The 22,694-nt window shown below is 70.1% G+C and carries 23 protein-coding genes, 1 tRNA gene and 1 pseudogene; 8 read left to right on the forward strand and 17 right to left on the reverse strand.

The features are described 5' to 3' along the window. Positions 1-188: 188 nt before the first annotated feature. Complete coding sequence (locus F0357_RS14645; RefSeq protein WP_153487015.1) at positions 189-683, forward strand: MmcB family DNA repair protein; 495 nt, start codon at positions 189-191, stop codon at positions 681-683. 90 nt (positions 684-773) lie between these two features. Here the strand turns inward: F0357_RS14645 and F0357_RS14650 are convergent. From F0357_RS14650 to F0357_RS14690, 9 genes and pseudogenes are all read right to left on the reverse strand, one after another. Continuing rightward, positions 774-850, reverse strand: a tRNA-Pro gene (locus F0357_RS14650). A gap of 180 nt (positions 851-1,030) precedes the next feature. Beyond that, a complete protein-coding gene (locus tag F0357_RS14655; RefSeq protein WP_246161471.1) occupies positions 1,031-1,303 on the reverse strand; it encodes a hypothetical protein in 273 nt (90 codons plus the stop codon). 112 nt (positions 1,304-1,415) lie between these two features. Further along, the gene (locus F0357_RS14660) at positions 1,416-1,700 is read right to left on the reverse strand and encodes a DUF2442 domain-containing protein (protein WP_153483303.1); all 285 of its coding nucleotides are present in this window, start codon (positions 1,698-1,700) and stop codon (positions 1,416-1,418) included. 20 nt (positions 1,701-1,720) lie between these two features. Then, positions 1,721-2,410, reverse strand: coding sequence for a MerR family transcriptional regulator (locus F0357_RS14665; protein WP_312861603.1), 690 nt, complete (start codon positions 2,408-2,410; stop codon positions 1,721-1,723). A 137-nt stretch (positions 2,411-2,547) separates the two neighbouring features. Then, positions 2,548-2,859, reverse strand: coding sequence for an integration host factor subunit alpha (locus tag F0357_RS14670; protein WP_153487022.1), 312 nt, complete (start codon positions 2,857-2,859; stop codon positions 2,548-2,550). A gap of 133 nt (positions 2,860-2,992) precedes the next feature. Next, positions 2,993-3,970, reverse strand: a complete 978-nt coding sequence (locus F0357_RS14675; protein ID WP_312861604.1) for a beta-ketoacyl-ACP synthase III — start codon at positions 3,968-3,970, stop codon at positions 2,993-2,995. After that, positions 3,967-5,090 (reverse strand): annotated as a pseudogene (plsX, locus tag F0357_RS14680) (phosphate acyltransferase PlsX). Before plsX ends, F0357_RS14675 begins: the two are co-directional and overlap by 4 nt. Before the next feature lie 142 nt (positions 5,091-5,232). Continuing rightward, positions 5,233-5,718: a DUF177 domain-containing protein gene (locus tag F0357_RS24590; protein ID WP_153483317.1), complete on the reverse strand. Its 486-nt coding sequence runs from the start codon at positions 5,716-5,718 to the stop codon at positions 5,233-5,235. 72 nt (positions 5,719-5,790) lie between these two features. Then, entirely contained in the window at positions 5,791-6,342 is a 552-nt protein-coding gene (locus F0357_RS14690; protein WP_153483320.1) for a ubiquinol-cytochrome C chaperone family protein, read from the reverse strand. Between the two features lie 205 nt (positions 6,343-6,547). Between F0357_RS14690 and F0357_RS24595 the strand changes: the two genes are divergently transcribed. Together F0357_RS24595 and F0357_RS14700 are read left to right on the forward strand one after the other, a co-directional pair. Further along, positions 6,548-7,021: an outer membrane protein assembly factor BamE gene (locus tag F0357_RS24595; protein ID WP_376767836.1), complete on the forward strand. Its 474-nt coding sequence runs from the start codon at positions 6,548-6,550 to the stop codon at positions 7,019-7,021. A gap of 182 nt (positions 7,022-7,203) precedes the next feature. Then, positions 7,204-8,553 carry a hypothetical protein gene (locus F0357_RS14700; RefSeq protein ID WP_153483322.1) on the forward strand — a complete coding sequence of 450 codons (1,350 nt, stop codon included), beginning with the start codon at positions 7,204-7,206 and terminating at the stop codon, positions 8,551-8,553. A 9-nt stretch (positions 8,554-8,562) separates the two neighbouring features. Here F0357_RS14700 and F0357_RS14705 read toward each other — a convergent pair whose 3' ends face one another. Beyond that, positions 8,563-8,775, reverse strand: coding sequence for a DUF2842 domain-containing protein (locus F0357_RS14705; RefSeq protein WP_153483326.1), 213 nt, complete (start codon positions 8,773-8,775; stop codon positions 8,563-8,565). A 124-nt stretch (positions 8,776-8,899) separates the two neighbouring features. Here F0357_RS14705 and F0357_RS14710 point away from each other — a divergent pair, with 124 nt between their 5' ends. Next, complete coding sequence (locus F0357_RS14710) at positions 8,900-10,009, forward strand: COX15/CtaA family protein (RefSeq protein WP_153483328.1); 1,110 nt, start codon at positions 8,900-8,902, stop codon at positions 10,007-10,009. 47 nt (positions 10,010-10,056) lie between these two features. Here the strand turns inward: F0357_RS14710 and F0357_RS14715 are convergent, their stop codons facing one another. From F0357_RS14715 to F0357_RS14740, 6 genes are all read right to left on the reverse strand, one after another. After that, positions 10,057-11,358: an O-acetylhomoserine aminocarboxypropyltransferase gene (locus tag F0357_RS14715; protein WP_153483335.1), complete on the reverse strand. Its 1,302-nt coding sequence runs from the start codon at positions 11,356-11,358 to the stop codon at positions 10,057-10,059. Positions 11,359-11,441: 83 nt separating this feature from the next. Further along, a complete protein-coding gene (locus tag F0357_RS14720; protein ID WP_153483338.1) occupies positions 11,442-12,197 on the reverse strand; it encodes a TetR/AcrR family transcriptional regulator in 756 nt (251 codons plus the stop codon). Next, the gene (locus F0357_RS14725; protein WP_153483347.1) at positions 12,136-13,728 is read right to left on the reverse strand and encodes an FAD-dependent monooxygenase; all 1,593 of its coding nucleotides are present in this window, start codon (positions 13,726-13,728) and stop codon (positions 12,136-12,138) included. Before F0357_RS14725 ends, F0357_RS14720 begins: the two co-directional genes overlap by 62 nt. Positions 13,729-13,863: 135 nt before the next feature. Beyond that, a complete protein-coding gene (locus F0357_RS14730; RefSeq protein ID WP_153483350.1) occupies positions 13,864-14,070 on the reverse strand; it encodes a TOBE domain-containing protein in 207 nt (68 codons plus the stop codon). 106 nt (positions 14,071-14,176) lie between these two features. Beyond that, entirely contained in the window at positions 14,177-14,620 is a 444-nt protein-coding gene (locus F0357_RS14735) for a CoA-binding protein (RefSeq protein WP_153483353.1), read from the reverse strand. Positions 14,621-14,728: 108 nt separating this feature from the next. Then, positions 14,729-15,457, reverse strand: a complete 729-nt coding sequence (locus F0357_RS14740) for a hypothetical protein (protein ID WP_153483355.1) — start codon at positions 15,455-15,457, stop codon at positions 14,729-14,731. 381 nt (positions 15,458-15,838) lie between these two features. Here F0357_RS14740 and rplM point away from each other — a divergent pair, with 381 nt between their 5' ends. Further along, positions 15,839-16,303, forward strand: a complete 465-nt coding sequence (rplM, locus tag F0357_RS14745; protein WP_153483358.1) for a 50S ribosomal protein L13 — start codon at positions 15,839-15,841, stop codon at positions 16,301-16,303. Positions 16,304-16,308: 5 nt separating this feature from the next. After that, entirely contained in the window at positions 16,309-16,791 is a 483-nt protein-coding gene (gene rpsI, locus F0357_RS14750) for a 30S ribosomal protein S9 (protein ID WP_153483360.1), read from the forward strand. Between the two features lie 100 nt (positions 16,792-16,891). Here rpsI and F0357_RS14755 read toward each other — a convergent pair whose 3' ends face one another. Further along, entirely contained in the window at positions 16,892-18,187 is a 1,296-nt protein-coding gene (locus tag F0357_RS14755) for a flagellar biosynthetic protein FliO (RefSeq protein WP_153483362.1), read from the reverse strand. Between the two features lie 289 nt (positions 18,188-18,476). Between F0357_RS14755 and F0357_RS14760 the strand changes: the two genes are divergently transcribed. Both F0357_RS14760 and recA read left to right on the forward strand, forming a co-directional pair. Beyond that, positions 18,477-21,275 (forward strand): response regulator, encoded by a 2,799-nt coding sequence (locus tag F0357_RS14760; RefSeq protein WP_208948351.1) that lies wholly within the window; start codon positions 18,477-18,479, stop codon positions 21,273-21,275. Positions 21,276-21,469: 194 nt separating this feature from the next. After that, the gene (gene recA, locus F0357_RS14765) at positions 21,470-22,552 is read left to right on the forward strand and encodes a recombinase RecA (RefSeq protein ID WP_153483366.1); all 1,083 of its coding nucleotides are present in this window, start codon (positions 21,470-21,472) and stop codon (positions 22,550-22,552) included. Positions 22,553-22,694 lie beyond the last annotated feature (142 nt).

Here is a 22,694-nt window from a genome sequence, read left to right on the forward strand (position 1 = left end):
CCTCGTGTTGGCGCCGGCGGGCGGGGCGCAATGCGCCACGGTGAATAGGGCCGACCCTATCGGTGGGGGCTTTCGCGATCCTGTTGTCGGCGCGGTGGGACAGCTCGTGATGGGTCTTGCAATATGCGGAACAAAGAGAGAACTATAGGGCGGGTTAGAATATGAATTCCGCCCTTTCTGGTATCGCCATGGCCGGTTTCCGCAGCTTCGCCGCAGCCGATCCTTTGATTGACGGGCGGCAATCCGAGACGGCGCTCAGGGTGCGCCGCGGCATCGGGCGTCTGTTGCGCGCGCACGGCTTCGCGATGATCGCGGAGCTGCCGCTCGCCTCCGGCCGGCGGGCGGACCTGATCGCCCTCGGGGCGACGGGTGAGGTGCTGATCGTCGAGATCAAGTCGTCGATTGCGGATTTTCGGGCCGACGCGAAGTGGCCGGATTATCGCCGGCACTGCGACCGGCTGTTTTTCGCCACCGTGCCCGAGGTCCCGGCGGAGATCTTTCCGGAGGAGGCGGGACTGATGGTGACGGACGGTCACGAGGCCGCGATCCTGCGCGAGGCACCGCTGCATCCGATGCCGGGGGCGACCCGCAAGGCGCTGCTGCTGCGCTTCGCCCAGGCCGCCGCCCGGCGCCTACATGATCTCGCCGATCCCGGCGCTGCCGCCTTCGACCGCCTGCTGTGACGCGCGCGTTCGTGCCCGCGGGCCGCGGGAAAAGATGAGCTGATCGGGAAAATATGTGAGCCGAGCGTGGGGATCTGAGCTTCGGCGTGATGGTCGGAGCGGCGAGATTCGAACTCGCGACCCCTTGCACCCCATGCAAGTGCGCTACCAGGCTGCGCTACGCTCCGACGGCCGTTGTCCTACCGGTCCGTGCGCCGGAGAGCAAGCGCAAACGGGCCTTCGCCATCAATTGCCGGTGGGGAGCCGGCTGGCTGCGCTCGGGTTCGCCCCGTCGTTCCGGGGCGGAGGGGCGCTCGAATTCCGGTAAACCGGGTCGCCCGGGCGCCTGCGACAGGACCGGGAGGCGGCTAGCCGCGCCCGAGGCGGCGGGCATTGGCGCGCACTTTGCGCCGGTAGCCTTGGATCAGGGTGTCGGCGCTGGCGCCGGCCATCGCCTTCTGCGAGGCCTCGATGGCGGCGGCGACCTTCTCGCTCACCATCCGCCGCGCTTCCTTCTTCGCCTTCGGGCCGCCGGCCGCGAGCATCGCGGTGCGCATCAGGATCACCTGCTGCGCCTCGAACGCCAGCGCCGCCATGGCGGCCCAGGGATGGCTCCCTTTCGGACGTCGAACTCTCTTCATCGCCTCGCCTCCGCGCCGGTTCGCTCCTCATATGGGAACGCGGGCGTGTCGCGGCGAGCGGAGCGAGGCGGACGGCGATCGAAAGCCGGGGCTTCACGATCCGGGGCGGGGTCTAAGCGGCGCGCGCGTCGGACGGCTTGGGGCGCGTCCGGTCTCCGCGCCCGGCGAGGAGGCCGGCGACGGAGATGTCTTCGTCGAGCTCGTCCCAACGAAGTCCTTCTCCCTGTCCAATCAAGGACCAATTCGCGCGCTGGAATGGGGTCGCTTTCAGGAGACGCGGGAACCACGCCAGCGGTACCGTCAGTTCGCGTCCGTCATCGAGCGTGACACGGAAGGCCTCGTCCGAAAACGTCACGCCGGTCGCAATGGGTTCCGCCTCAAGCGTTAAAGTGCGCATCCAGAGTCGCGCCCTCCGCCTCAGCGCGCCTGATCGAGCAGGCGCTTGCACTCGAGGAGGTCGAACAGGGTCGCCTGGAGGCGGCGGATGTCTTCGCGCGACAGACCGGCGTCGGCGTGCTTGCCCTCGCCGCGCAGCCGATCGAAGAAGCGGAAGCCGCCGCGGTGCTCCTCGCCGTCCTCGTTGCCGACGCGGATATCGCGGGGAACGGTCTCGCCGGGAACGAGGTCGAGCGTCGGCTCGTCGTCGCGCTCGCGGGCTTCGAGGGCGCGCGAGTGCGCCTCCGCCTCGGCGTCGATCGCGCGCGCCGCGCGCACGGCGGCGGACACGGTGGGCCGCTCGCGGGCGTCGTCTTCGAATTCGAACATCGGCCCCTCGGCCTCGTCGCTCTTTTCGTGCGGAACCGCGGCGAGGGCGGCGATGGCCTCCGGCCCGCCGCGCCCGATCGCAACCACGTGGCGCAGCCCCTGGGAGCCCAGGATGCGCTGCACGCCGCGGATGGTGTAGCCCTCGCGATAGAGGAGATGGCGGATGCCGCGCAAGAGGTCGACGTCGTCGGGGCGGTAATAGCGCCGCCCGCCAGCGCGCTTCAGCGGCTTGATCTGGGTGAAGCGGGTCTCCCAGAAGCGCAGAACGTGCTGGGGGATCTCGAGGTCTTCGGCGACCTCGCTGATGGTGCGAAAGGCTTCAGGACTCTTTTCCGATGCCACGCCACCGACCCTCGCCTGTTCGTCGCCCGCCGCCACCGGGCTGGTCCCCATATCGGCGACGTCCGCGGGCCGATCTCCGGCCGAATCGCATGCGGTCACGCGCCCGCATCATGCCCTCGCGCGGATCGGGCGGACGATCAAGCCCTTTCAGCCTCGTCGCCGGCGTTGATCCGCTCCTTGAGCACGTTCGACGGCTTGAACACCATCACCCGTCTGGGCTCGATCGGCACTTCCTCGCCGGTCTTCGGATTGCGGCCCATGCGCTGGCCTTTCGAGCGCACCAGGAACGATCCGAATGACGAGAGCTTCACCGATTCCCCGCGTGCCAGGCAATCGGAGATCTCGCGCAAAACCATCTCGACCAGGTCGGAGGATTCAGAGCGGGACAGGCCCACCTTCTGATAAACGGCCTCGCAGAGGTCGGCCCGGGTCACGGTCCTTCCCGTCATCGTCCCACATCTCCTCAGCGATTGATCGAGCACCAGGGCCCCGATGAGAGGAGCCCTCCTAGAACGCGTTGGTGCGAAACGGTATTGCTTGGTTAACGCCTGGTCAATTCCAACCTGACGCGTCGTATCGACCTCACCAGCGGACCAACACGGCGCCCCAGGTGAAACCGCCGCCCATCGCTTCGAGAAGCACCAGATCGCCCGGCTTGATCCGCCCGTCGCGTACCGCGACATCGAGGGCGAGGGGGATCGAGGCGGCCGAGGTGTTGCCGTGTCGGTCGACGGTGACGACGACCTTTTCCGGGGCGATCCCGAGCTTCTGGGCGCTCAGGTCGATGATGCGCCGGTTCGCCTGATGCGGCACGAACCAGTCGATGTCGTCGGCGCCGAGCCCGGTCTGGGCGAACACGTCTTCGATGACGTCGGTGATCATCGCGACGGCGTGCTTGAAGACCTCGCGGCCTTCCATCCTGAGATGGCCGACGGTTCCGGTCGTCGAAGGACCGCCGTCGACGAAGAGCTTCTCCTTGTGCCGGCCGTCGGAGCGCAGCCGGCAGGCGAGCACGCCGCGATCGCTCGCCGCGCCCTGGCCGCGCTGGGCCTCGAGCACGACCGCGCCGGCACCGTCGCCGAACAGCACGCAGGTGGTGCGGTCTTCCCAATCGAGCAGGCGCGAGAAGGTCTCCGAGCCGACCACGAGGGCGCGGGTGCCCTGGCCGGTCTTCAACAGGGAATCGGCGACGGTGAGGCCGTAGACGAAGCCCGAGCAGACCGCCTGGAGATCGAAGGCCGCGCCGCGGCGGATGCCGAGCTCGGCCTGGAGCGTCACCGCCGTCGCCGGAAAGGTGTTGTCCGGGGTCGAGGTGGCGAGGATCACGAGGTCGATGTCGTCCGGCGCGACGCCGGCCTGCGCCATGGCGACCCGGGCCGCGGCGATGCCGAAGGTCGAGGTGAACTCGCCTTCCGCCGCGATACGGCGCTCGCGGATGCCGGTGCGCTGCTGAATCCATTCGTCCGAGGTGTCGATCCGGCGGGACAGGTCGTCGTTGGTGATGACGTGGGACGGAAGCGCGCTGCCGCACCCGAGAATGACGGAACGGGCAACGCTCACAATTCACCTGCCAGCGGGGAGGAATTCATGTCTTCGCGGGACGCCTCGGCGCCCGCCGCGTCGGGGGCAGCACGGCCACGCTCGCCGAGCGGGTCGTCGCCGAGCCGGAACGCGGCGAGATCGTTGCCGATCTTCGCCCAGAGATCGTTCTTGATCATGTCGTATCCGAGTTCGATCGCGCTTGCGAAGCCCTCGGCCGAGGCGCCGCCATGGCTCTTGATGACGAGGCCGTTGAGGCCGAGGAAGACGCCGCCGTTCGCCTTCGACGGGTCCATCTTCTCGCGCAGCGCATCGAAGGCCGGCTTGGCGAGCAGATAGCCGATGCGCGAGCGCCACGTGCGGTTCATCGCCGAGCGCAGCAGGCGCGCGATCTGCTTGGCAGTGCCTTCCGCGGTCTTCAGGGCGACATTTCCGGTGAAGCCGTCGGTGACGACGACGTCGACGGTGCCGGCACCGACATCGTCGCCCTCGACGAAGCCGTGATAGCTGAACGAGGCCAGCGGCGATTCGCGCAGCATGCGGCCGGCCGCCTTGATCTCCTCGATGCCCTTGACCTCTTCGACCCCGACATTGAGGAGCCCGACGGTCGGGCGCTCGACGCCCAGCACCGCGCGCGCCATGGCGCCGCCGAGGATGGCGTAATCGACGAGCTGGTGGGCGTCGGCGTCGATCGTCGCGCCGATGTCGAGCACGATCGATTCGCCGCGCAGGGTCGGCCAGATGCCGGCGATCGCCGGGCGCTCGACGCCGTCGAGGGTGCGCAGGCAGAACTTCGCCATCGCCATCAGCGCGCCGGTGTTGCCGGCGGAAATCGCCGCGCCGGCTTCGCCGCGCTTCACGGCATCAATGGCCTGCCACATGCTCGAGCGGTAGCGGCCCTGGCGGAGCGCCTGACTCGGCTTGTCGTCCATGCGGACGGCGATCTCGGTGTGGTGGAAGGTGGCGGCGGCTTTGACGCGCGGATGGCGGTCAAGGAGGGGGCCGACGATCTTCTCGTCGCCGTAGATGGCGAGCTTGAGCGACGGGCAGCGGACAAGGGCGAGATCCGCCCGGGCACCACCATCTCCGCGCCGCGGTCGCCGCCCATGGCATCGAGCGACAGGGTGACAGGCTTCGTCATCGCACTCCCTTGATCCGCGCCGCGGCCTTCGAGTGTGCGCAACCCGGCGCATCGGCGGCGCTGGAACATAGCGGATTCCCAACCCCTGACAACCGCGCCTTGAAGGCGGCGACGGACCGGTGCGGGCAGGGATGATCGGGCATCAGCGTTCGCCGTCGGGGGCGTTTCCCTTGAGGCGGGCCAGTTCGGCGAACGGCGAGCGCGGGGTGTCCGCGTCGGCCTCCTCGGTCTCGCCCGCGACGGTGAACTCTGCCCCCGGCGCCCGCGGATAGGGATCGAGGCCGAGCGCAAGATGTTCCGTGGTGATCGCGCCGAGATCGATCGTGGTACCGTCGAGCACGTCCGGCGGATCGTCGCCCGTCACCTCGAAATCGATCTCCTCGGCGAGCTTCGCCGCGACGGTCGGCGGCAGATAGGTGATGTGGACTCTCTCCACCACGGTCTGCGGGACCGGCGCGAGCGTCGCGACGCAGGACTGGACGACCGCGGCTCCCACGGTGCCGTTGACGATCACGCCGCCGTCGCGCCGGCTGCGGACCTCGTAGGTCGCCTTGCAGCTCTCCACCGCGGCAATGCCGAGGAAGGTGGCGAGCGCGCGGCATTCCGCCTCGGTGGCCGTTACCGGCACGATCGAGGGCGTTTCGGTGATCTCGCCAAGCGAGAGGGGCGGGTGAAGGGAATCTGGGGTGTCGACATCGGGTCACCTCGGCTCCGGGCCGGGCAGGAAGGGATCGAGTGCGGGGAAGGCGATGCGTCCGTCGGCGATCGCCGCGTCGTCGCTCGCCTCGAGCGCGTGCGCCGCGGCGGCGGCGTAGGCGGCGAGCGCGGCGGACTCGCCCGGCCGCTCGGCATCGGGGAATATGTTGCGGGCGATCGCTGCCGCCAAGTCGTCGAGATCGCCCGAATCGAGGGCGGCGACATAGGCCGAGAGGCGGCCGTAGAAGGCGGCGATCATCTTCTTGATGCGCTTCGGCACGGCGGTATCGCCGACGCCCATCTCGCGCAGCGAGCGGTCCATGTCGCGCATGAAGAGATCGAACAGGGCCTGGCTGCCGGTCTCGTCCGCCCCGCCCGGTCCGCGTAGGCGGCGGCAGATGAGGACGATGTGGAGAACCACCATGTCGAAGCGCCCATCGAGCGTATCGGGCACGGCGAAGGACGTGTAGAACGTGGGCTGCCGCGCCTGCGCCACGATCGCCCCATAGAGCGCGAAGGGTTCGGGTTCGTTGCGGCGAAACAGCTTGAAAATCATGCGCGCGGCGCCATCGCCTCGTTGCAGGAATTCAGCGCCTTGGGCTACTGATTTTCGCTCCGGGCGGCGCTCGGATACCGGGCGCGGACGCGGCCGGCGCGGCGTTCGAGGACCACTATCGCAGCTTTCGGAGGAAGCCAAGGTGCAGCGTGACGACGACTTGCCGTTCGAGGGGCGCCCCGCCTCACCGTCTCTCCCGGGCGTCCTGTCTTCGGCCGGTGCGCGCCTGCGGCGCTCCGGTGCCGCGGGACTGATCGCCGTTCTGGTCGGAGCCGGGCTTCTCGCCGGCTGCGGAACCAGCGAAACGCTGACCCACGGTTACGTGATCACGCCCGATGCGCTGGCCCAGGTGCCGATCGGCGCGAGCCGCGAGCAGGTGCTTCTCGCCCTCGGCACGCCCTCGACCACGTCCACGGTCGGCAACGGCGTCTTCTATTACATCACCCAGACCACCCGCCGGCAGATGGCCTTCATGATGCCGAAGGTGATCGATCAGCGCGTCGTCGCCATCTATTTCGACGAGCAGGGCCATGTGAAGCAGATCGCCGATTACGGCCTCAAGGACGGCAAGGTCTTCGATTTCTACGCTCAGAAGACGCCGACCGGCGGCGCCGATTTCGGCTTCATCGGTCAGGTCATCCACGGCTCGTCCACCATCGGGCCGTCGATCGGCAAATAAGGCGGAGCGCCGGCGCGGCGCGTCCCGTCCCACGGAACAGAGCGGCGCGGTCCGGAAGGGCCGCGCCGCTTTTCGTTGCCACCTGGCCATTAAGTGCGGTCCCATGGGTGGGCCGCCGTTAACCGGGCGCTTACCGTGCCGGTCCACACTGCGCGTCCTAAGCAGTGTGGAGTGGCGTCAGCATGGTCGATCTCGCCTTCGCGGCGGAGCTCATGCGCCGGGAGCCGGTCTCCGGGAGCGGCACCGTCGCGCGGTGCGCCCGCTGGGGTCTCGTCGCCGCCGGCATCACCGTCGCCGCCTTCCTCGCGGGCCGGGCGCTGACGCCCGAGGCCCGTGCCGTCGCCCGCATCACCGTCGCCGATCCGGCCGCCGACGTCGCCTTGCGCGACGCCCAGGTCGCCGCCGCGGCGCAGCTCATCCAATCTCCCGAATTCCTGCGCGTCGCCGCACGCGCCCTCGACGACGGCCGGGCCGAAGCGTTGACCCGCAGCCTCGTGCCCGCCGCCCCAGGCTCGCGCGTCGTCGCCGCGCTCGGCCTGCCGGGGCCCGCCGCCACTGCCGAGGACGCCCGCGTCGGGCGGCTCGCCGAGGCGATGAGCGTCAGCCGTTACGGCACCGATTCGCTGGCCGTCGCCCTCGATGCCGACGATGCCTCGGACGCCGTGCGGGCCGCGAACGCGGTCGCCGATTCCTATGTGACGATGACCGGCGACGTGACCGGCGGTCCCAAGGCGCACATCGCCTTGCGCGCCGAGCCGATACGGGCGCGGGACAATCTGATGATCGGCCTTGCCGCGCTGGCCGCCGGTCTCGCCGCGGCCGGGCTCGGGCTCGGGCTCGACCTGTGGACCCTGTACCGGCGGGCGACCGCCCATTTCGTGCCGGAGGCGCCGAGCATCGTCGATGCGGTGCCCGTGGATATCCGCCTGCCGGCGGCCGGGGCCGCGACCCCGGCGAGCCGGCGCTCGGCGGCGGCGATCTGGGCCTCGCGTCCGGAGGAGGGCGGCTCGATCGCGGTGGTGGCGACGGGATCGGCGGTCGGCTCGGGCGCCGTGGCGCGCCTTCTTGCCGGGGCCGGAGACGCGGCACCCGCGGTGCTGGTCGATCTCTCCGCGGAGGCCGCGGCCGCACCGAAATCGCCGTTCGGGGCGCTCGCCGCCGGCGAGGCGTCCTTCGCCGAAGCCATCATCCGCACCGGCAACGGCCGCTCCTATCTGCTGCGCGGTTGCCGGGCCGATCTCGGCGCCGGCGCCGAGCGCATCCAGGCGGTCGTCGAAGCCCTCGTCCACGCCTATGACCGCGTCGTCGTGCACCTCGCGCCGCAGGATGCGGCGGTGCTCGCCGAGCGTCCCTGGAAGGGGCTCGGGGCGGTCCTCCTCGTCACCGACCGCGACGCCTGCGCTCCCGGCGTGCGCGCCGCCCACGAGCGCCTCACCCGCTTCGCCGGCGGACCGGTCATCGTCGCCGCCCTCGAGGGCCCGGTCGCCGAGCGCCGGGGATCGAGCACCCCGCACGCGCTCAAGGCGGCCTGAGCGGGCGGCTCACGTCTTCGGCTTGCGTTCCATCCACCAGATCACGGCGCCGGCGGGGATCGTCCAGACGAGGCCTGCGACGGCGTAGAACACCATGCCGATGCCGTGGCCGTGGACCGCCATGATCGGCGCGCCGATCGCCATCACGGTGAGCGAATAGACCGTCACGAACGCGACGAGCACCACCGTCCCAATCAGCTTGCGCAGGCGTGGCGCGATCATCCCCGGTTCCTCCCGATTTCGTTTCGTCGTCGTCCGGATTCGCGACCCGGTGTCGCGGCGGTCGCGAAAATGGCGCGCCGCTGCCGTTCCCACCCTATACAATCGCCGCACGGGAACGGACACCATGACGATCACGACGCCTCGAACGACCCCATCGCATGCCGCCTCTGCCGCCGCCGCGGCGAGCCTTAACCCGACGACGCTTGCCCGCCGCCGCGCCGCCATCCGCACGTGGCTCGTCGCCGTCGCCATCATGATCATCGCCATGATCGTCGTGGGCGGCGCCACGCGGCTCACCGAATCCGGCCTCTCGATCACCGAGTGGAAGCCGATCCACGGTGTCCTGCCGCCGCTCAACGCCGCGGAATGGCAGGAGGAGTTCCTCAAGTACCAGCAGATCCCACAATATAAGGAGATGAACGCTGGCATGACCCTCGAGGGCTTCCAGTTCATCTTCTGGTGGGAGTGGAGCCACCGGCTGCTCGGGCGGGTGATCGGCCTCGTGTTCGCCCTGCCGCTTCTGTTCTTCTGGGTGCGCGGCTGGATCCCGAAGGGCCTCGGCCTCCCGCTCGTCGGCCTCCTCGCCCTCGGCGGCCTGCAAGGCTTCGTCGGCTGGTGGATGGTCGCCTCGGGCCTCGTCGATCGGGTCGAGGTCAGCCAATACCGCCTCGCGATCCACCTGACGCTCGCCTGCTTCATTCTGGTCGCCACGCTTTGGGTGGCGACAGGGCTTCGGCCGGTCGGCGACGTCCGCGCGGCGTCGAGCCCGGCCCGCCTGCGCCGGCTCGCGCGCTTCGTCGTCGCCGGTGTGCTCCTGCAGATTTTTCTCGGCGGCCTCGTCGCCGGCCTGCGCGCCGGATGGACCTTCAACACCTGGCCGCTGATCGATGGCGGGCTGGTGCCGGGCAACCTGTTCGTTCAGGCGCCGTGGTGGGCGAACCTGTTCGAAAATCCGCTCACGGTGCAGTTCGACCACCGCATGATCGCCTATGCCCTCGTCGTGGTGATCGTGGTGCAGGCTTATCTGTCGCGCGGCACCGGCGCGGCGCGCGGCGCCGTCGCACTCTTGTTCCTGGCGCTCGCCCAGGCGACGCTCGGCGTGCTCGCCCTCATCCACATGGTGCCGCTCGATCTCGGGCTCGCCCATCAGCTCGGCGCCGCGATCCTGCTCTCGGCCGCGACGGTGCACGCCCGCTCGCTGACGCCGCCGATCGGGGCCACCGCACGCGCTTGACCGGAGCGCGTCCCGGAACCGCGCACCGGCCCCGGGACGCCGTCGGCTCAGATCTGGTCGAGCGCCTGCGAGAGGTCGCCGATGATGTCGGCGACGTCCTCGATGCCGACCGACAGACGCACCACTTCCGGGCCGGCGCCGGCCGACGTCTTCTGAGCGTCGGTGAGCTGGCGGTGGGTGGTCGAGGCCGGGTGAATGATCAGGGACCGCGTGTCGCCGATGTTGGCGAGGTGCGAGAACAGCTTCACCGACGAGACGAGCTTCACGCCGGCATCGAAGCCGTCCTTCAGCCCGAACGTCATCACCGCACCGGCCCCGCGCGGCGAATATTTCTGCGCCAGTGCGTGGGTCGGGTCGGACGGCAGGCCGGCATAGGCGACCCACGCGACCTTCGGATGGCTTTGGAGGAAGGTCGCGACCGCCTTGGCGTTGTCGGAGTGGCGCTGCATGCGCAAGGGCAGCGTCTCGATGCCGGTCGCGATCAGGAAGGCGTTGAAGGGCGACAAGGCCGGCCCGAGGTCGCGCAGGCCGAGCACGCGGGCGGCGATGGCGAAGGCGAAATTGCCGAACGCCTGATGCAGGACCATGCCGCCATAATCCGGGCGCGGCTGGCTGAGCGCGGGGAAGCGGTCGTCCGCCGACCAATCGAACGAGCCGCCGTCGACGATCAGGCCGCCGATCGAGTTGCCGTGGCCGCCGAGGAACTTGGTCGCCGAGTGGACGACGATGTCCGCGCCGTGGTCGAACGGCCGCACCAGGTAGGGCGTCGCCAGGGTGTTGTCGACGATGAGCGGCACGCGGGCCTTGCGGGCGATCGCCGCGATCGCCTCGAGATCGGTCATCGAACCCGACGGGTTCGCCAGCGATTCGACGAAGATCGCCTTGGTGCGGTCGCTGATGGCGCGTTCGAAGGAGGCGATGTCGCCCGCTTCCGCCCATTGCACGGTCCAGCCGAAGCGCTTGAACGAGTGATTGAACTGGTTGATCGAGCCGCCATAGAGCTGGCGGGCGGCGACGAACTCGTCCCCCGGCTGCATCAGGGTGTGGAAGACGAGGAGCTGGGCGGCGTGGCCCGACGCGACGGCGAGCGCCGCGGTGCCGCCTTCGAGGGCGGCGATGCGCTCTTCGAGCACCGCGCAGGTCGGGTTGCCGATGCGGGTGTAGATGTTGCCGAACGCCTGGAGCCCGAACAGCGAGGCGGCGTGATCGACATCGTCAAACACGAACGAGGTGGTCTGGTAGATCGGCGTCGCCCGCGCCTTGGTGGCGGGATCCGGCTGCGCGCCGGCATGCACCGCAAGGGTCGCGAAGCCCGGGGCGTGCTCGGCCGGCGTTTCGTTCTCGCTCATGATTTTCCTCCGTCTTTTTTCCGAATCCGCGCGGCACTGTCGTGCAACGGGGCGTTCAGGTCAAAGGCGGATCGGCGGTCGCCTCACGGGGCCGACGGCGCGGCGGTGCGGCCCGAGCCGAGCGTCGCCCGGCCGCGATCGGTGAGCAGGGCGGCGAGAAAGAGAGCGAAAGCCTCGTCGAACACCGCCCGCGGTGTCCGTTCCGTGCGGGCGAGCGAGGCCGGGGTGTGCAGGCCCTTGATGGTTTCGAGCCAGAACTCGACCGCGAACGGGATGTCGATGTCGTCGCGAACCAGCCCGGCGGTGACGCCGCCACGCAGCACCTCGCCGATGACGAGGGGGATGTTGCGCGCCTTGAGGGCGTCGATGGCAGCGACGATCTGCGGGGCGTGGCGGGCGAGGTCGTCGACGAGCGGCGGCGTGAGAAGCCCGAGATAGGTGCTGACGATCGCGAGCACCCCTTCGAGCCGCCCGGCGAAATCCCGGTTCGGATCGGCGAGCACCTCGCCGACGCGGCGGCGGATGGTCCGCCCGGTCGCCTCGACGAGGGCGCCGATCAGCGCTTCCTTCGAGGGGAAGTGCGCATAGATCGTCTTCTTGCTCATACCGAGCGCGGCGGCGAGCCCGTCCATCGTGAGCCCGCTATAGAGCCGGTCGGCGAAGATCAGGCGGGCCGCGGCGAGGATGCGACCGGACGGCCCGTCGTCGAGATCGACCGGGGAAGCACGGTGCCGGTAGACGGCATGAAACCTACCCCCTGAGGCGATGGCGGCGCGGTCAGGCGACGGCGGCCGGCGACACGACACGGCCGAGGTAGCGAGCGAGGTCGGGGGCGTCAAGCGACGCGCCACGGGCGGCGACGACCTGATCGGGACGCACCAGAACCCAGCCACCCCGCGCCATCTCGTAGCGTCGTGCCACCGTGCCCGCGGGATCGCGGGCCGCGTCGAGGCGGAGGATCCGGAGATCGGCGCCCTCGCGCGCCGCGAGCGCAGCGGGAAGCGGCGCCTCGCCGAACACCAGAAGGGTGTGGCGCGGCACGCAGAGGAGCGGCCACAGCGAGCCGGCGCCGCCTTGATCGTCGAGAAGCGGCGCGTCGAGAGCCCGGCCGCCGACGTCGCCGCGCCCGGCTCGCCGGGGGGCGCCGCCGCCCAGCGCAACGAGCGGGCCGTCGCGATAGACCACCTCCGTCTCCGACAACTCGACCTGGAGCTTGCGCTGCACGACGGGCAGGTTGCCGAAGATCGACACCGCGATGTCCTTGGCGACCCGGGTGAGGCCACCGCCCGAGAAGGCGAGGTGCAGCTTCTGTGAAGCGCCGTCGACGACGTCGCGGGCGACCGGCCGCCGTTCCGCGCCGTAGCTCGCGAGCAGCATCTCGGCGTCGCCGGTGCCCTTGAGCACCGCCGCGAGCTTCCAGCCGAGATTGACGGCGTCCTGAATGCCCGTGTTCATGCCCTGGCCACCGGCGGGGCTGTGGATGTGGGCGGCATCGCCCGCGAGGAAGACGCGGCCCTCGCGATAATTCTGCGCGAGCCTGGCGTTGATGCGGAAGGCCGAGAGCCAGGTCGCCTCGGTGATGTGCAGTCCGCGCGGCCCGTGGCGGTCGAGGTGGCGCTGCAATTCGGCGATGTCGGGGGGCGCGTCGCCGGCGCCCTCGGCGCGCACCGCGAAGATGCGCCAGAGATCGTCGCCGAAGGGGAACAGTGCGATCGTGCTGCCCTGGTGCCACCACAGATAGATCGAGCGGTGGTCGAGGGGCGGATCGGAAAAGCGCACGTCGCCGAGGAGATAGGTCGCCGGCTCGGTGAAGCCCTCGAAGGGAATGGCGAGGGCGTGGCGTACCGCGCTGCGCGCGCCGTCGCAGCCGACCAGATAGGCGGACCGCACGATCTCCTCGCTGCCGTCCGGCCGCTTCACGGTCGCCGTGACCCCGGTGGCGTCCTGGGCGAGCGTGGCGAACTCGACTTCGCGCTCGATCGTGGTGCCGAGCGCGGCGAGGCGGGCGGTGAGGATTTCCTCGGTGCGCGACTGCGCGAGCAGCAGCGGGAAGGGGAACGGGCTGTCGATGCCGTCGCCGACCGCGAGGCGGGCGAGCTCGCGGTCGCCATCGCCGATCACGAGGGCGTTGAGGCGCGCGCCCGCCTCGAGGAAGGTGTCGACCACACCCATGCCCCGCAGCGCTTCGAGGCTGGCGCTCCACAAGGCGAGCGCCTTCGAGACGGGCGCCGGATGGGCGGCGCGGTCGATGATGCGGACGCTCGCGCCGTGCAGGCGGAGCGTGATCGCGAGCGACAGCCCGGTCGGGCCGGCGCCGACGACGAGAACGTCGGGATGCCCCGGCGCGGCGGCGTGTTCGGCAACGGACATGCTTTCCCTCCCTCGGGCCGCGCGGCGGTGCCTGCCGCGGCGGCGAACGGGGCGGACGATGTCACAGGCCTTCGGAAACTGAAATAGCTCTGAAAGTTTCCTGCAGGGCCGCGCCGATCCGGCGACCCTGTCGGCTTACTCGACGGCGATCATCACGTCGGACGCCTTGATGACGGCCGCCGCCGCGCCGCCGACCGCAAGGCCGAGATCGTCCACGGCCTCGTTGGTGATCGAGGCGGTGACGATCGAGCCGCCGATGTCGAGGCGGACGTGGGAGGTGGTGGCGCCCTTGGTGATCTCGACGATGGTCCCCTTGAGGACGTTGCGCGCGCTGATCTTCATGAGGTCGGCTCCGTTTCGATATGTTCGGATGGGAATATCGCATCCGCAGCCGTCTCGCCAGCACGTCCGCCCGGCGCGGTGAAGCGGCGTGGTCGGAGCCGCCCCCTCAGAGTCCGAGCCGGCCGTATTCGATTGCGGGGCAGCGGTTCTGGATGATTGTGAGGCCGGCCGCTTCGGCACGGGCCGCGGCCGCATCGTCGCGCACGCCGAGTTGCAGCCAGATCGCCTTCGGCCGGGTCGGCAGCGCCAGCGCTTCGTCGACGAGGCCGGCGACGGCCGCCGAGTCGCGGAAGACGTCGACGAGATCGACCGCCACCGGCACGTCCGACAGCCGCGCATAGACCGTCTCGTCGTGGATGGTCTTGCCCGCCTGACCCGGATTGATCGGGATCACCTTGTGGCCGCGTGACATCAGGAAGGCCATCACGCCGTAGGAGGGCCGGGCCACATTAGGGCTCGCGCCGACGAGGGCGATCGTCTTCGCCTCGCCGAGCACGCGTGTGATGAGGTCGTCGGAATAGGCGTCGGGGCGGTCCGGATCGGCAACCATCGCACACGCTCTCCATCGAGGAACGCCGCGCAATCGCGCGCGGCGGGGCCTTCGATGTGGTCGCGGCCGGGCGCGGGCGCAAGCGGCTCGGGGCGCCGGCGGCCCGCCTCACTGGTCGCCGGAGGCCTCTTCGCCGATGCCCTTGGCGATGCGGTCGGAGAACGGCGCGATGACCTCGCGGTTGCCCGGCAGCGGCCGGGATTCCTCGGCGGAGGCGGCCTGCTCCTTGACCTGGGCGATCAGGGCGTCCTTCTCCGCCTGGCTCAGGCCCGGCGTCTTGTCGATGTCGTGGACCGCCTCCTCGATCTTCTTCGGATCGACGAGATCGTCATCCCAATCGTAGGCGATGAGGATGCTGTTCGCGACCTTGGTCCACTCGTCGAGGTCCTTGAAGCCGTGCTTGGCGATGACCGCGTCGATCTTCGCCTTCGCCTCCGGGTGGCTCGCCCAGGCGCCGAACACCGCCGCCGGGTCGGGCGCATCCTCGTCGATGCCGTATTGATCGGTGAAGTCCGAGGCGAGCGCGCTCATCTCCGGCCACGAATCGATCAGCCGCTGCACCAGGTCGGTGGTGAGCGGAACCTGATCGGTCGTGGTGTTCGAGAGCTCCGGAATGTTCGGCGGCATCCCATCCGCGCCGCCCGCGTCGGTGCCGCCCTGCTCGGCCGCCGCCGGGTCGGGCGATCCCGGAACGGGGACGGTGGGGGAGGGTGCCGTCAGTTCGGCCCCGGGCGTCGTCTTGGTCCCGGCGGCGGGCGCCGCGGTCTGGGCGAGCGCCGGTGCCGCAAGGATGAGGGCGGCGGCCGCGAGAGGGAGGCGGAAGAGGGTCTGGGGCATCGGGCAGGCTCCGCGAAGGCTGGCGCATCATGGCGGCGAATCGTGGCGGCCGCACGAGCCTCCCCCGCTTTCCGGGAGGAAGGGAGGAAAAAATCCGGTCCGTAGCCCCCGAAAATTTGTGGTATTATCATACCGAAAACATAAGTAACTGTTTTTGCATGCGTTTTTAAATCGAGCCAACAAATTCGCGCTTGACGCGCCGGCGGCGACCCCCTAAAGGAACCGCGGCTGCGGCGTCGAGAGGCGCCGCGCGCCGTTTGTGGGCCCGAGCCACCGGATGCGTCCGGGAGCAGGCTCCGAGCGGCGAGGCGGCCCGGCGAAGCGGATTTCCTCCCAGCGTCGCGGCCGCGCACAACCCGATCTCAGACGGAAACGAGCACGATGAAGACCTATACGGCGAAGCCCGCAGAGGTCGAGAAGAACTGGATCCTGATCGACGCCGAGGGCCTCGTCGTCGGCCGGCTTGCTTCGCTCATCGCCATGCGCCTGCGTGGCAAGCACAAGCCGACCTTCACGCCCCACGTCGATTGCGGTGACAACGTCGTTGTTGTCAACGCGGACAAGGTGGTTCTGACCGGCCGCAAATATACCGACAAGCGCTACTACTGGCACACCGGCTTTATCGGCGGGATCAAGGAGCGCTCTCCGCGCCAGATCCTCGAGGGCCGTTTCCCCGAGCGCGTCGTCGAACTCGCCGTGAAGCGCATGATGCCGGGCGGCCCGCTGACCCGTCAGCAGCTCCGCAATCTGCGCGTCTATGCCGGCGCTGAGCATCCTCATGAGGCGCAGCAGCCGACCAAGCTCGATGTCGCCGCGCTCAATTCCAAGAACAAGCGGGCGGATTGATCACCATGGCTGAACTCCAGACCCTGAATCAGCTGGGCTCCGCTCTCGGTGCCGAGCGCGACGTGCCGGAAGCTCCGGTCCACGTCCAGAAGCTCGACGCCCTGGGCCGCGCCTACGCGACCGGCAAGCGCAAGGACGCCGTCGCCCGCGTGTGGGTGACCCGCGGCACCGGCAAGATCGTCGTCAACGAGAAGGACTTCGCGGTCTATTTCGCGCGTCCGGTTCTGCAGATGACGATCCGCCAGCCGATCTCGGTGGCGGGCCGCGAGAACCAGTACGACATCCACGCCACGGTTTCGGGCGGCGGTCTGTCGGGCCAGGCGGGAGCGCTGCGCCACGGCATCTCCAAGGCGCTCACCTATTACGAGCCGGAGCTGCGGTCGGTCCTCAAGAAGGGCGGCTTCCTCACCCGCGACTCGCGCACCGTCGAGCGTAAGAAGTACGGCCGGGCGAAGGCTCGCCGCTCCTTCCAGTTCTCGAAGCGCTGATTTCGCGCGGGCGCCGCGGCTCGCGGCGCTTCCATCTCGATCTCGACGGGGCGGCTTCGGCCGCCCCGTTTGTTTTTGGGCGGCCGGCCGGGCGCGGTCGTCACCGCTGCGGCGGCGTGAAGTCCCCGAGCAGGCGCGACATCTCCTGTTCCAGCCGTTCCGCCGGATCGAGATCGTCCGAATGTTCCTGGTAGGCGGCGGCGATGCGCGGCTCGCGGGACGGCGGCTCGACCGGCGCGGCCGGTTCGACGGTCGGCGGCTTCTCCGCCTTCGGCGCGCCGGCCCCGTCCACATCGATTGCCGCCCGCGGCTCGACGCGAGGCAGCGAGCGGGCCCAGGATTGTGCCGAGGATGTCGGTGCCGAGGCCGCCGGCGAGGCCGGTGCCGATGAGGGCGACGCGGGCGGTGCGGACGCCGACACCGGCTGCGGGGCTCTGGGCGCCGCGGGACCGACCGCCGGGGCGGCGTTGGGTCGCGCCGGATGCGCAGTGGGCGTGCGGAGGGCGACGGACGGGGCGGGTGCCGGGCTCTCGACACGCGGGGCCGGCTTCGGTGCGGCTGGATGGGCGGTCTCGGTTCGTGACACGATCGGCGGTGCCTCGTGCCGCGCGGGGTCCGGATGCGGCTCTGCCCGGACAGCGGTGAGATCCGCCCGCACGGCGATCGGTGTGGCCCGGACCGGCTCGGCCCGGCCTGACGGCGGCGCATTCTCCCCCCGTGCCGGCTCGACGACGGGCTCGGGGCGGATCGGAGGCTCGGCCCGCTTGGCGGCGGGAACCGGTGGGTCGGCCGGACGCGGCGCCCGCGGTGCGGTCGCGGACGGGCCAGCGGGGGCCGGCGCAGGTTGAGGCGCAGGTTGAGGCGCAAGTCGGGCCGGCGGCTGGGCAGGGCGCACCGGGCGGGCCTCCTCGCCGGCCACCGCCGGCGGAACCGGCTCGGCATGGCGTTCGGCCGGCATGTCGGCCCGGGGCGCATCCGTCCGGGTCGGCTCGGGCGGCTGCGGCGGGAACGCCCGCGCCGCGGGCGGGCGCGGCGCCTCCGGGCGCGGATTTGCCGGGCGAAGCGCGACGCGATCATCGGCCCCGCGATGGTCGGCCGCGCGGTGATCCGCGATCGCGGCCTCGACCACCACATCCGTCACGCCGCCGACGAGGATGAGATGCTCCACCCCGTCGCGGCGCACCAGCACGAGGCGGCGCCGGTTGTCGATCGGCAGCGTCTCCATCAGCTCCAGCCGATGGGTCGACTGGTGCGCGCGGCGCACGCCGAGGAGATAGCGGTAGAGCCTCATCGTCGCGACCAGCGCGACGAGCACGATCACCGTTGCCAAGATCAGCTGCACGATCCGTGCAACGCCCGGATCGAACCCCAGACCCGTCAGGAAATCGCCCATCATTCCGCCTCATGTCCGCCGAACGGCGTCGCTCCCGGCACGGCTGCGGAGGTTTCCGCAGGCGGCCGCGGGGTCGTCGCCGCCCCAGCTTTCTTCCAATAATGCAGACAGCTAACCGAATTTAAATGACCCGTGTTAGAGATCGTTGCAGTTCTCGGCCTCTGTCGTCGGCTGCGGGTCCTTTAATCGTGACCGCACGATGCGACGATCGCCGGGATGTGCGCGACCGACGAACGCTCGCGCCTGTCAATCCCGCGCCCCGCGAGGGGCCGTCGCGCCGGAGGCCGAGAGGGTGAGCGCCGATCACCAGCCCGCCAGCAATGCCGACCGGCGACCCCGCCGGCGCGGCCGGCCCGCGCTCGCACTGTTCCTGCTCGTCGTCCTCCTCGCCGTCCCGCTCCTCTTCGCTCTCACCTCGCCGGGAGAGGCCGAACCCTACGTGCTCGGCGGTCTCGTGGCGCTGGCGGCAATCGGCGTGTTCACCGTGTTCGCGCTCGCGGTCGGCCTCGTGGGCCGTGACGAGCGCCGCGACGGCGTCGCCGAGGCCGTCGCGGCCGCCGATCCCGACGCCATCCTCGTCACGGACGCCAGCGGTGCCGTCCGCTATGCCAATCCCGCTTACCGCGCACTCACCGGCGGCGGCGCGCGGGTCCGCGATCTGCCGACGTTCGATCGTCTGCTCGCCGGCCGCGACGAGGCCGCCCAGCCGCTCGCCCGCCTGATCGAGGCCGCCCGCGCCGCCCGCCCGGCCGAGGAGGAGGTGCGCCTCGCCAACGGCTTCGGCTCCGCGAGCGGCGGCGCGCGCTGGTATCGTCTTTCCGTCGCGCCGATCGCCGTGGCCGATGTGCCCCGCCCCCTCGTGCTGTGGCGCCTCGTCGACGTGACCGAGGCGCGGCACGACCAGGAGGCGGCGTTCTTCGATCTCCAGAACGTCATCAACTTCCTCGACCGCGCCCCGGCCGGCTTCTTCGCCGCCGATGCGGGCGGGCGCATCGTCTTCCTCAATGCGACGCTCGCGGACTGGCTCGGCTACGATCTCGCGACCTTCGACACGGGGCAGGCGACCCTTGCGATCCTGCTCGGCGAGGGCGGTGCCGTCACGCTCGCCGCCCTGACCGGCCGCCCGGGCGAGACCCGCACCGAGCGCTTCGACATCGGCCTCCAGCGCCAGGGCGGCGGCTCGCTCGGCGTCCGCTTGATGCACCGGGTGACGTTCGGCTCGGACGGTCGCCCGGCCGAGGCGCGCACGCTGGTGCTCGAGCGCGGGGCGGAGCCGGTGGCCACGGCGCCGCTGTCGGCCCTGTCGGACGCGAGCGTCGTCCATTTCTTCGACAACGCGCCCTTCGCCATCGCCTCGGTCGACGGGGCAGGCCGCGTCGGCCTCTCCAACGCACCGTTCCGCCGCCTGTTCGGCGGCATCGTCGGCACCGAGACCCGACTCATCGACGCGCTCGCCGAGCGCGATCGGGCCGGCCTCGCCGCGGCGCTCGCCGCCGCCGTCGGCGGCATCGCCGAGATCGCGCCGGTCGATGCGACGCTGATCGGCGACGGTCAGCGCAATGTCCGCTTCTATGTCGCCCCCGCCGGCGAGGCCGGGGCCGGGCTCGCTGGCGCGGCGATCGTCTATGCCCTCGACACCACCGATCAGCGTGCGCTGGAGGTGCAGTTCGCCCAGAGCCAGAAGATGCAGGCGATCGGGCAGCTCGCCGGCGGCGTCGCCCACGATTTCAACAATGTCCTGACCGCGATCATCGGCTTCTCGGATCTGCTCCTCGCGAGCCACCGGCCGACCGATCCGTTCTTCCAGGACATCATGAATATCAAGCAGAACGCCAACCGGGCGGCGGGCCTCGTCCGCCAGCTCCTGGCGTTCGCGACCCGCCAGACCCTGCGGCCCGAGCGCATCGTGCTCACCGACGTGCTCGCCGACCTCACGATCCTGCTCGGCCGCCTCATCGGCGAGATGGTGGAGCTGCGCGTCGTTCACGGGCGCGACCTGTGGCCGGTGATGGCCGACGTCAACCAGCTCGAGCAGGTCGTGATGAACCTCGCGGTCAACGCCCGCGATGCCATGCCCGAGGGCGGCCGCCTCACCATCCGCACCTTCAACGTCCCGGCGGCCGACCTGCGCACCCTGCCCGAGATGCGCGCCTTCGCCGGTCGCGCACTTCCCCCTGCCGACCACGTGATGATCGAGATCGCCGATACCGGCACGGGCATGCCGGCGGAGACGATGGAGAAGATCTTCGAGCCCTTCTTCACCACCAAGGAGGTGGGCAAGGGCACGGGCCTCGGTCTGTCGACCGTCTACGGCATCGTCACCCAATCGGGCGGTCACATCGCCGTCGAGAGCGAGATCGGCAAGGGCACCGTTTTTCGCATCCTGCTGCCGCGCGCGGCGAGCGCAGAGCGCGCCGACGCTGTCCGGGGCGAGACGGCGCGGTCCGAGACCCTCCGGGCCGAGATGGCGCGCACCGAGATCTCGCGGTTGGAGACGTCGCGGACCGAGGCGCCCCGCGCAGACGCCTCGCGTGGCCTGCCGCAGCGCCCGCCCGCGGCCCTGCAATCCGACCTGGAAGAGGCGTTCTCGGGCGCTGTCCGCGCCGACGCCGCCGCCGACGCCGACACCGACGGCGCGCCCGGTGCGCGCGTTCGGGCCGAGCCCGAGGGGGCGCACCGCGATCCCGTCCCCGCCCCGGGTGCGGCCGCCTCGGACCTTACCGGCAACGCCACGATCCTGCTTGTCGAGGACGAGGAGGCCGTGCGCGCCTTCGCCGCCCGCGCGCTCGCCTCCCGCGGCTACACCGTCCACCAGGCATCGACCGGCACCGAGGCACTCAAGGTGATGCGCGAGGCCGGCGGCCGCATCGATCTCGTCGTCTCCGATGTCGTCATGCCGGAGATGGACGGGCCGTCGCTCCTGCGCGAACTGCGCAAGACGCGCCCCGATCTCAGGATCATCTTCGTCTCGGGCTACGCCGAGGAAGCCTTCGCCCGCAATCTCCCGGCCAACGAGCGCTTCGGCTTCCTGCCTAAGCCCTTCACGCTGAAGCAACTCGCGACCGCCGTGAAGACGGCGCTGGTCGGTTGAGACCGCTCGAGCCACGGGGGCGGGCGTCGATGCCCGCCGGCCTTTCTCTGGGGATATCGGGTCGCCGCGCCCCCGACGAGGGGCGGTCGTCATGAGAACAAAAATCGAACGAGAACGTCTTGTGAACGGAGAACAAAAAGTGTACGTTCAGGGAAATTGAAACCGTTCCGCCGCCGTGGAATAAGGAGCCATCCATGATTCAGCCGAATCTACGCTTGATCGAGGGGTCTTCGATGGACAAGAGAAAAGCGCTCGACGCGGCGCTGTCGCAGATCGAGCGCTCCTTCGGCAAGGGCTCGGTGATGAAGCTCGGCCAGGGCAAGGCCGTCGAGGTGGATGTCGTTCCCTCGGGCTCGCTCGGGCTCGACATCGCGCTCGGGATCGGCGGCCTGCCGCGCGGCCGCATCGTCGAGGTCTATGGCCCGGAATCCTCCGGCAAGACGACGCTCACCCTGCACGTCATCGCCGAGGCGCAGAAGCGCGGCGGCGTCTGTGCCTTCATCGACGCGGAGCATGCGCTCGATCCGATCTATGCGCGCAAGCTCGGTGTCGATATCGACGAATTGCTGATCTCCCAGCCGGATGCCGGCGAGCAGGCGCTCGAGATCGCCGACACGCTGGTGCGCTCCGGCGCGATCGACGTGCTCGTCATCGACTCGGTCGCGGCGCTGACGCCGAAGGCCGAGCTCGAAGGCGAGATGGGCGAGCAATTGCCCGGCCTGCAGGCTCGTTTGATGAGCCAGGCGCTGCGCAAGCTCACCGCCTCGATCTCGCGCTCCAACACGATGGTCATCTTCATCAACCAGATCCGGATGAAGATTGGCGTCATGTACGGCAGTCCGGAGACGACGACGGGCGGCAACGCCCTCAAGTTCTACGCCTCCGTCCGCCTCGACATCCGCCGCATCGGCGCGATCAAGGATCGCGACGAGATGATCGGCAATTCGACCCGCGTGAAGGTCGTGAAGAACAAGCTGGCCCCGCCGTTCCGCGAGGTCGAGTTCGACATCATGTACGGCGTCGGCATCTCCAAGGTCGGCGAACTGATCGATCTCGGCGTCAAGGCCGGCATCGTCGAGAAGTCCGGCGCCTGGTTCTCCTACGACAGCCAGCGCCTCGGCCAGGGCCGCGAGAACGCCAAGCAGTTCCTGCGCGACAACCCGAAGGCGGCGGAGGCGATCGAGGCGGCGATCCGTCAGAATGCCGGCCTGCTCGCCGATCGCATCGTCGGCCGCGGTGCGCCCGAGCCGGAGGACGACGGTCCGCCCGAGGCGTGATCGGGCGCGAATGAGGATCGGATGCCGTCAAGCGCCGCCGCCGGGAGATCCTCGCGGCGGCGCCGTCTTTTCCGGCCTCACACGCCGTCATTTTCCGCCTTCGGCGCGGGGCGTCCGGCGCGGCGAAGGCGGTTCGGGACGA

This window comes from Segnochrobactrum spirostomi, assembly GCF_009600605.1.
GTDB lineage: Bacteria > Pseudomonadota > Alphaproteobacteria > Rhizobiales > Segnochrobactraceae > Segnochrobactrum > Segnochrobactrum spirostomi.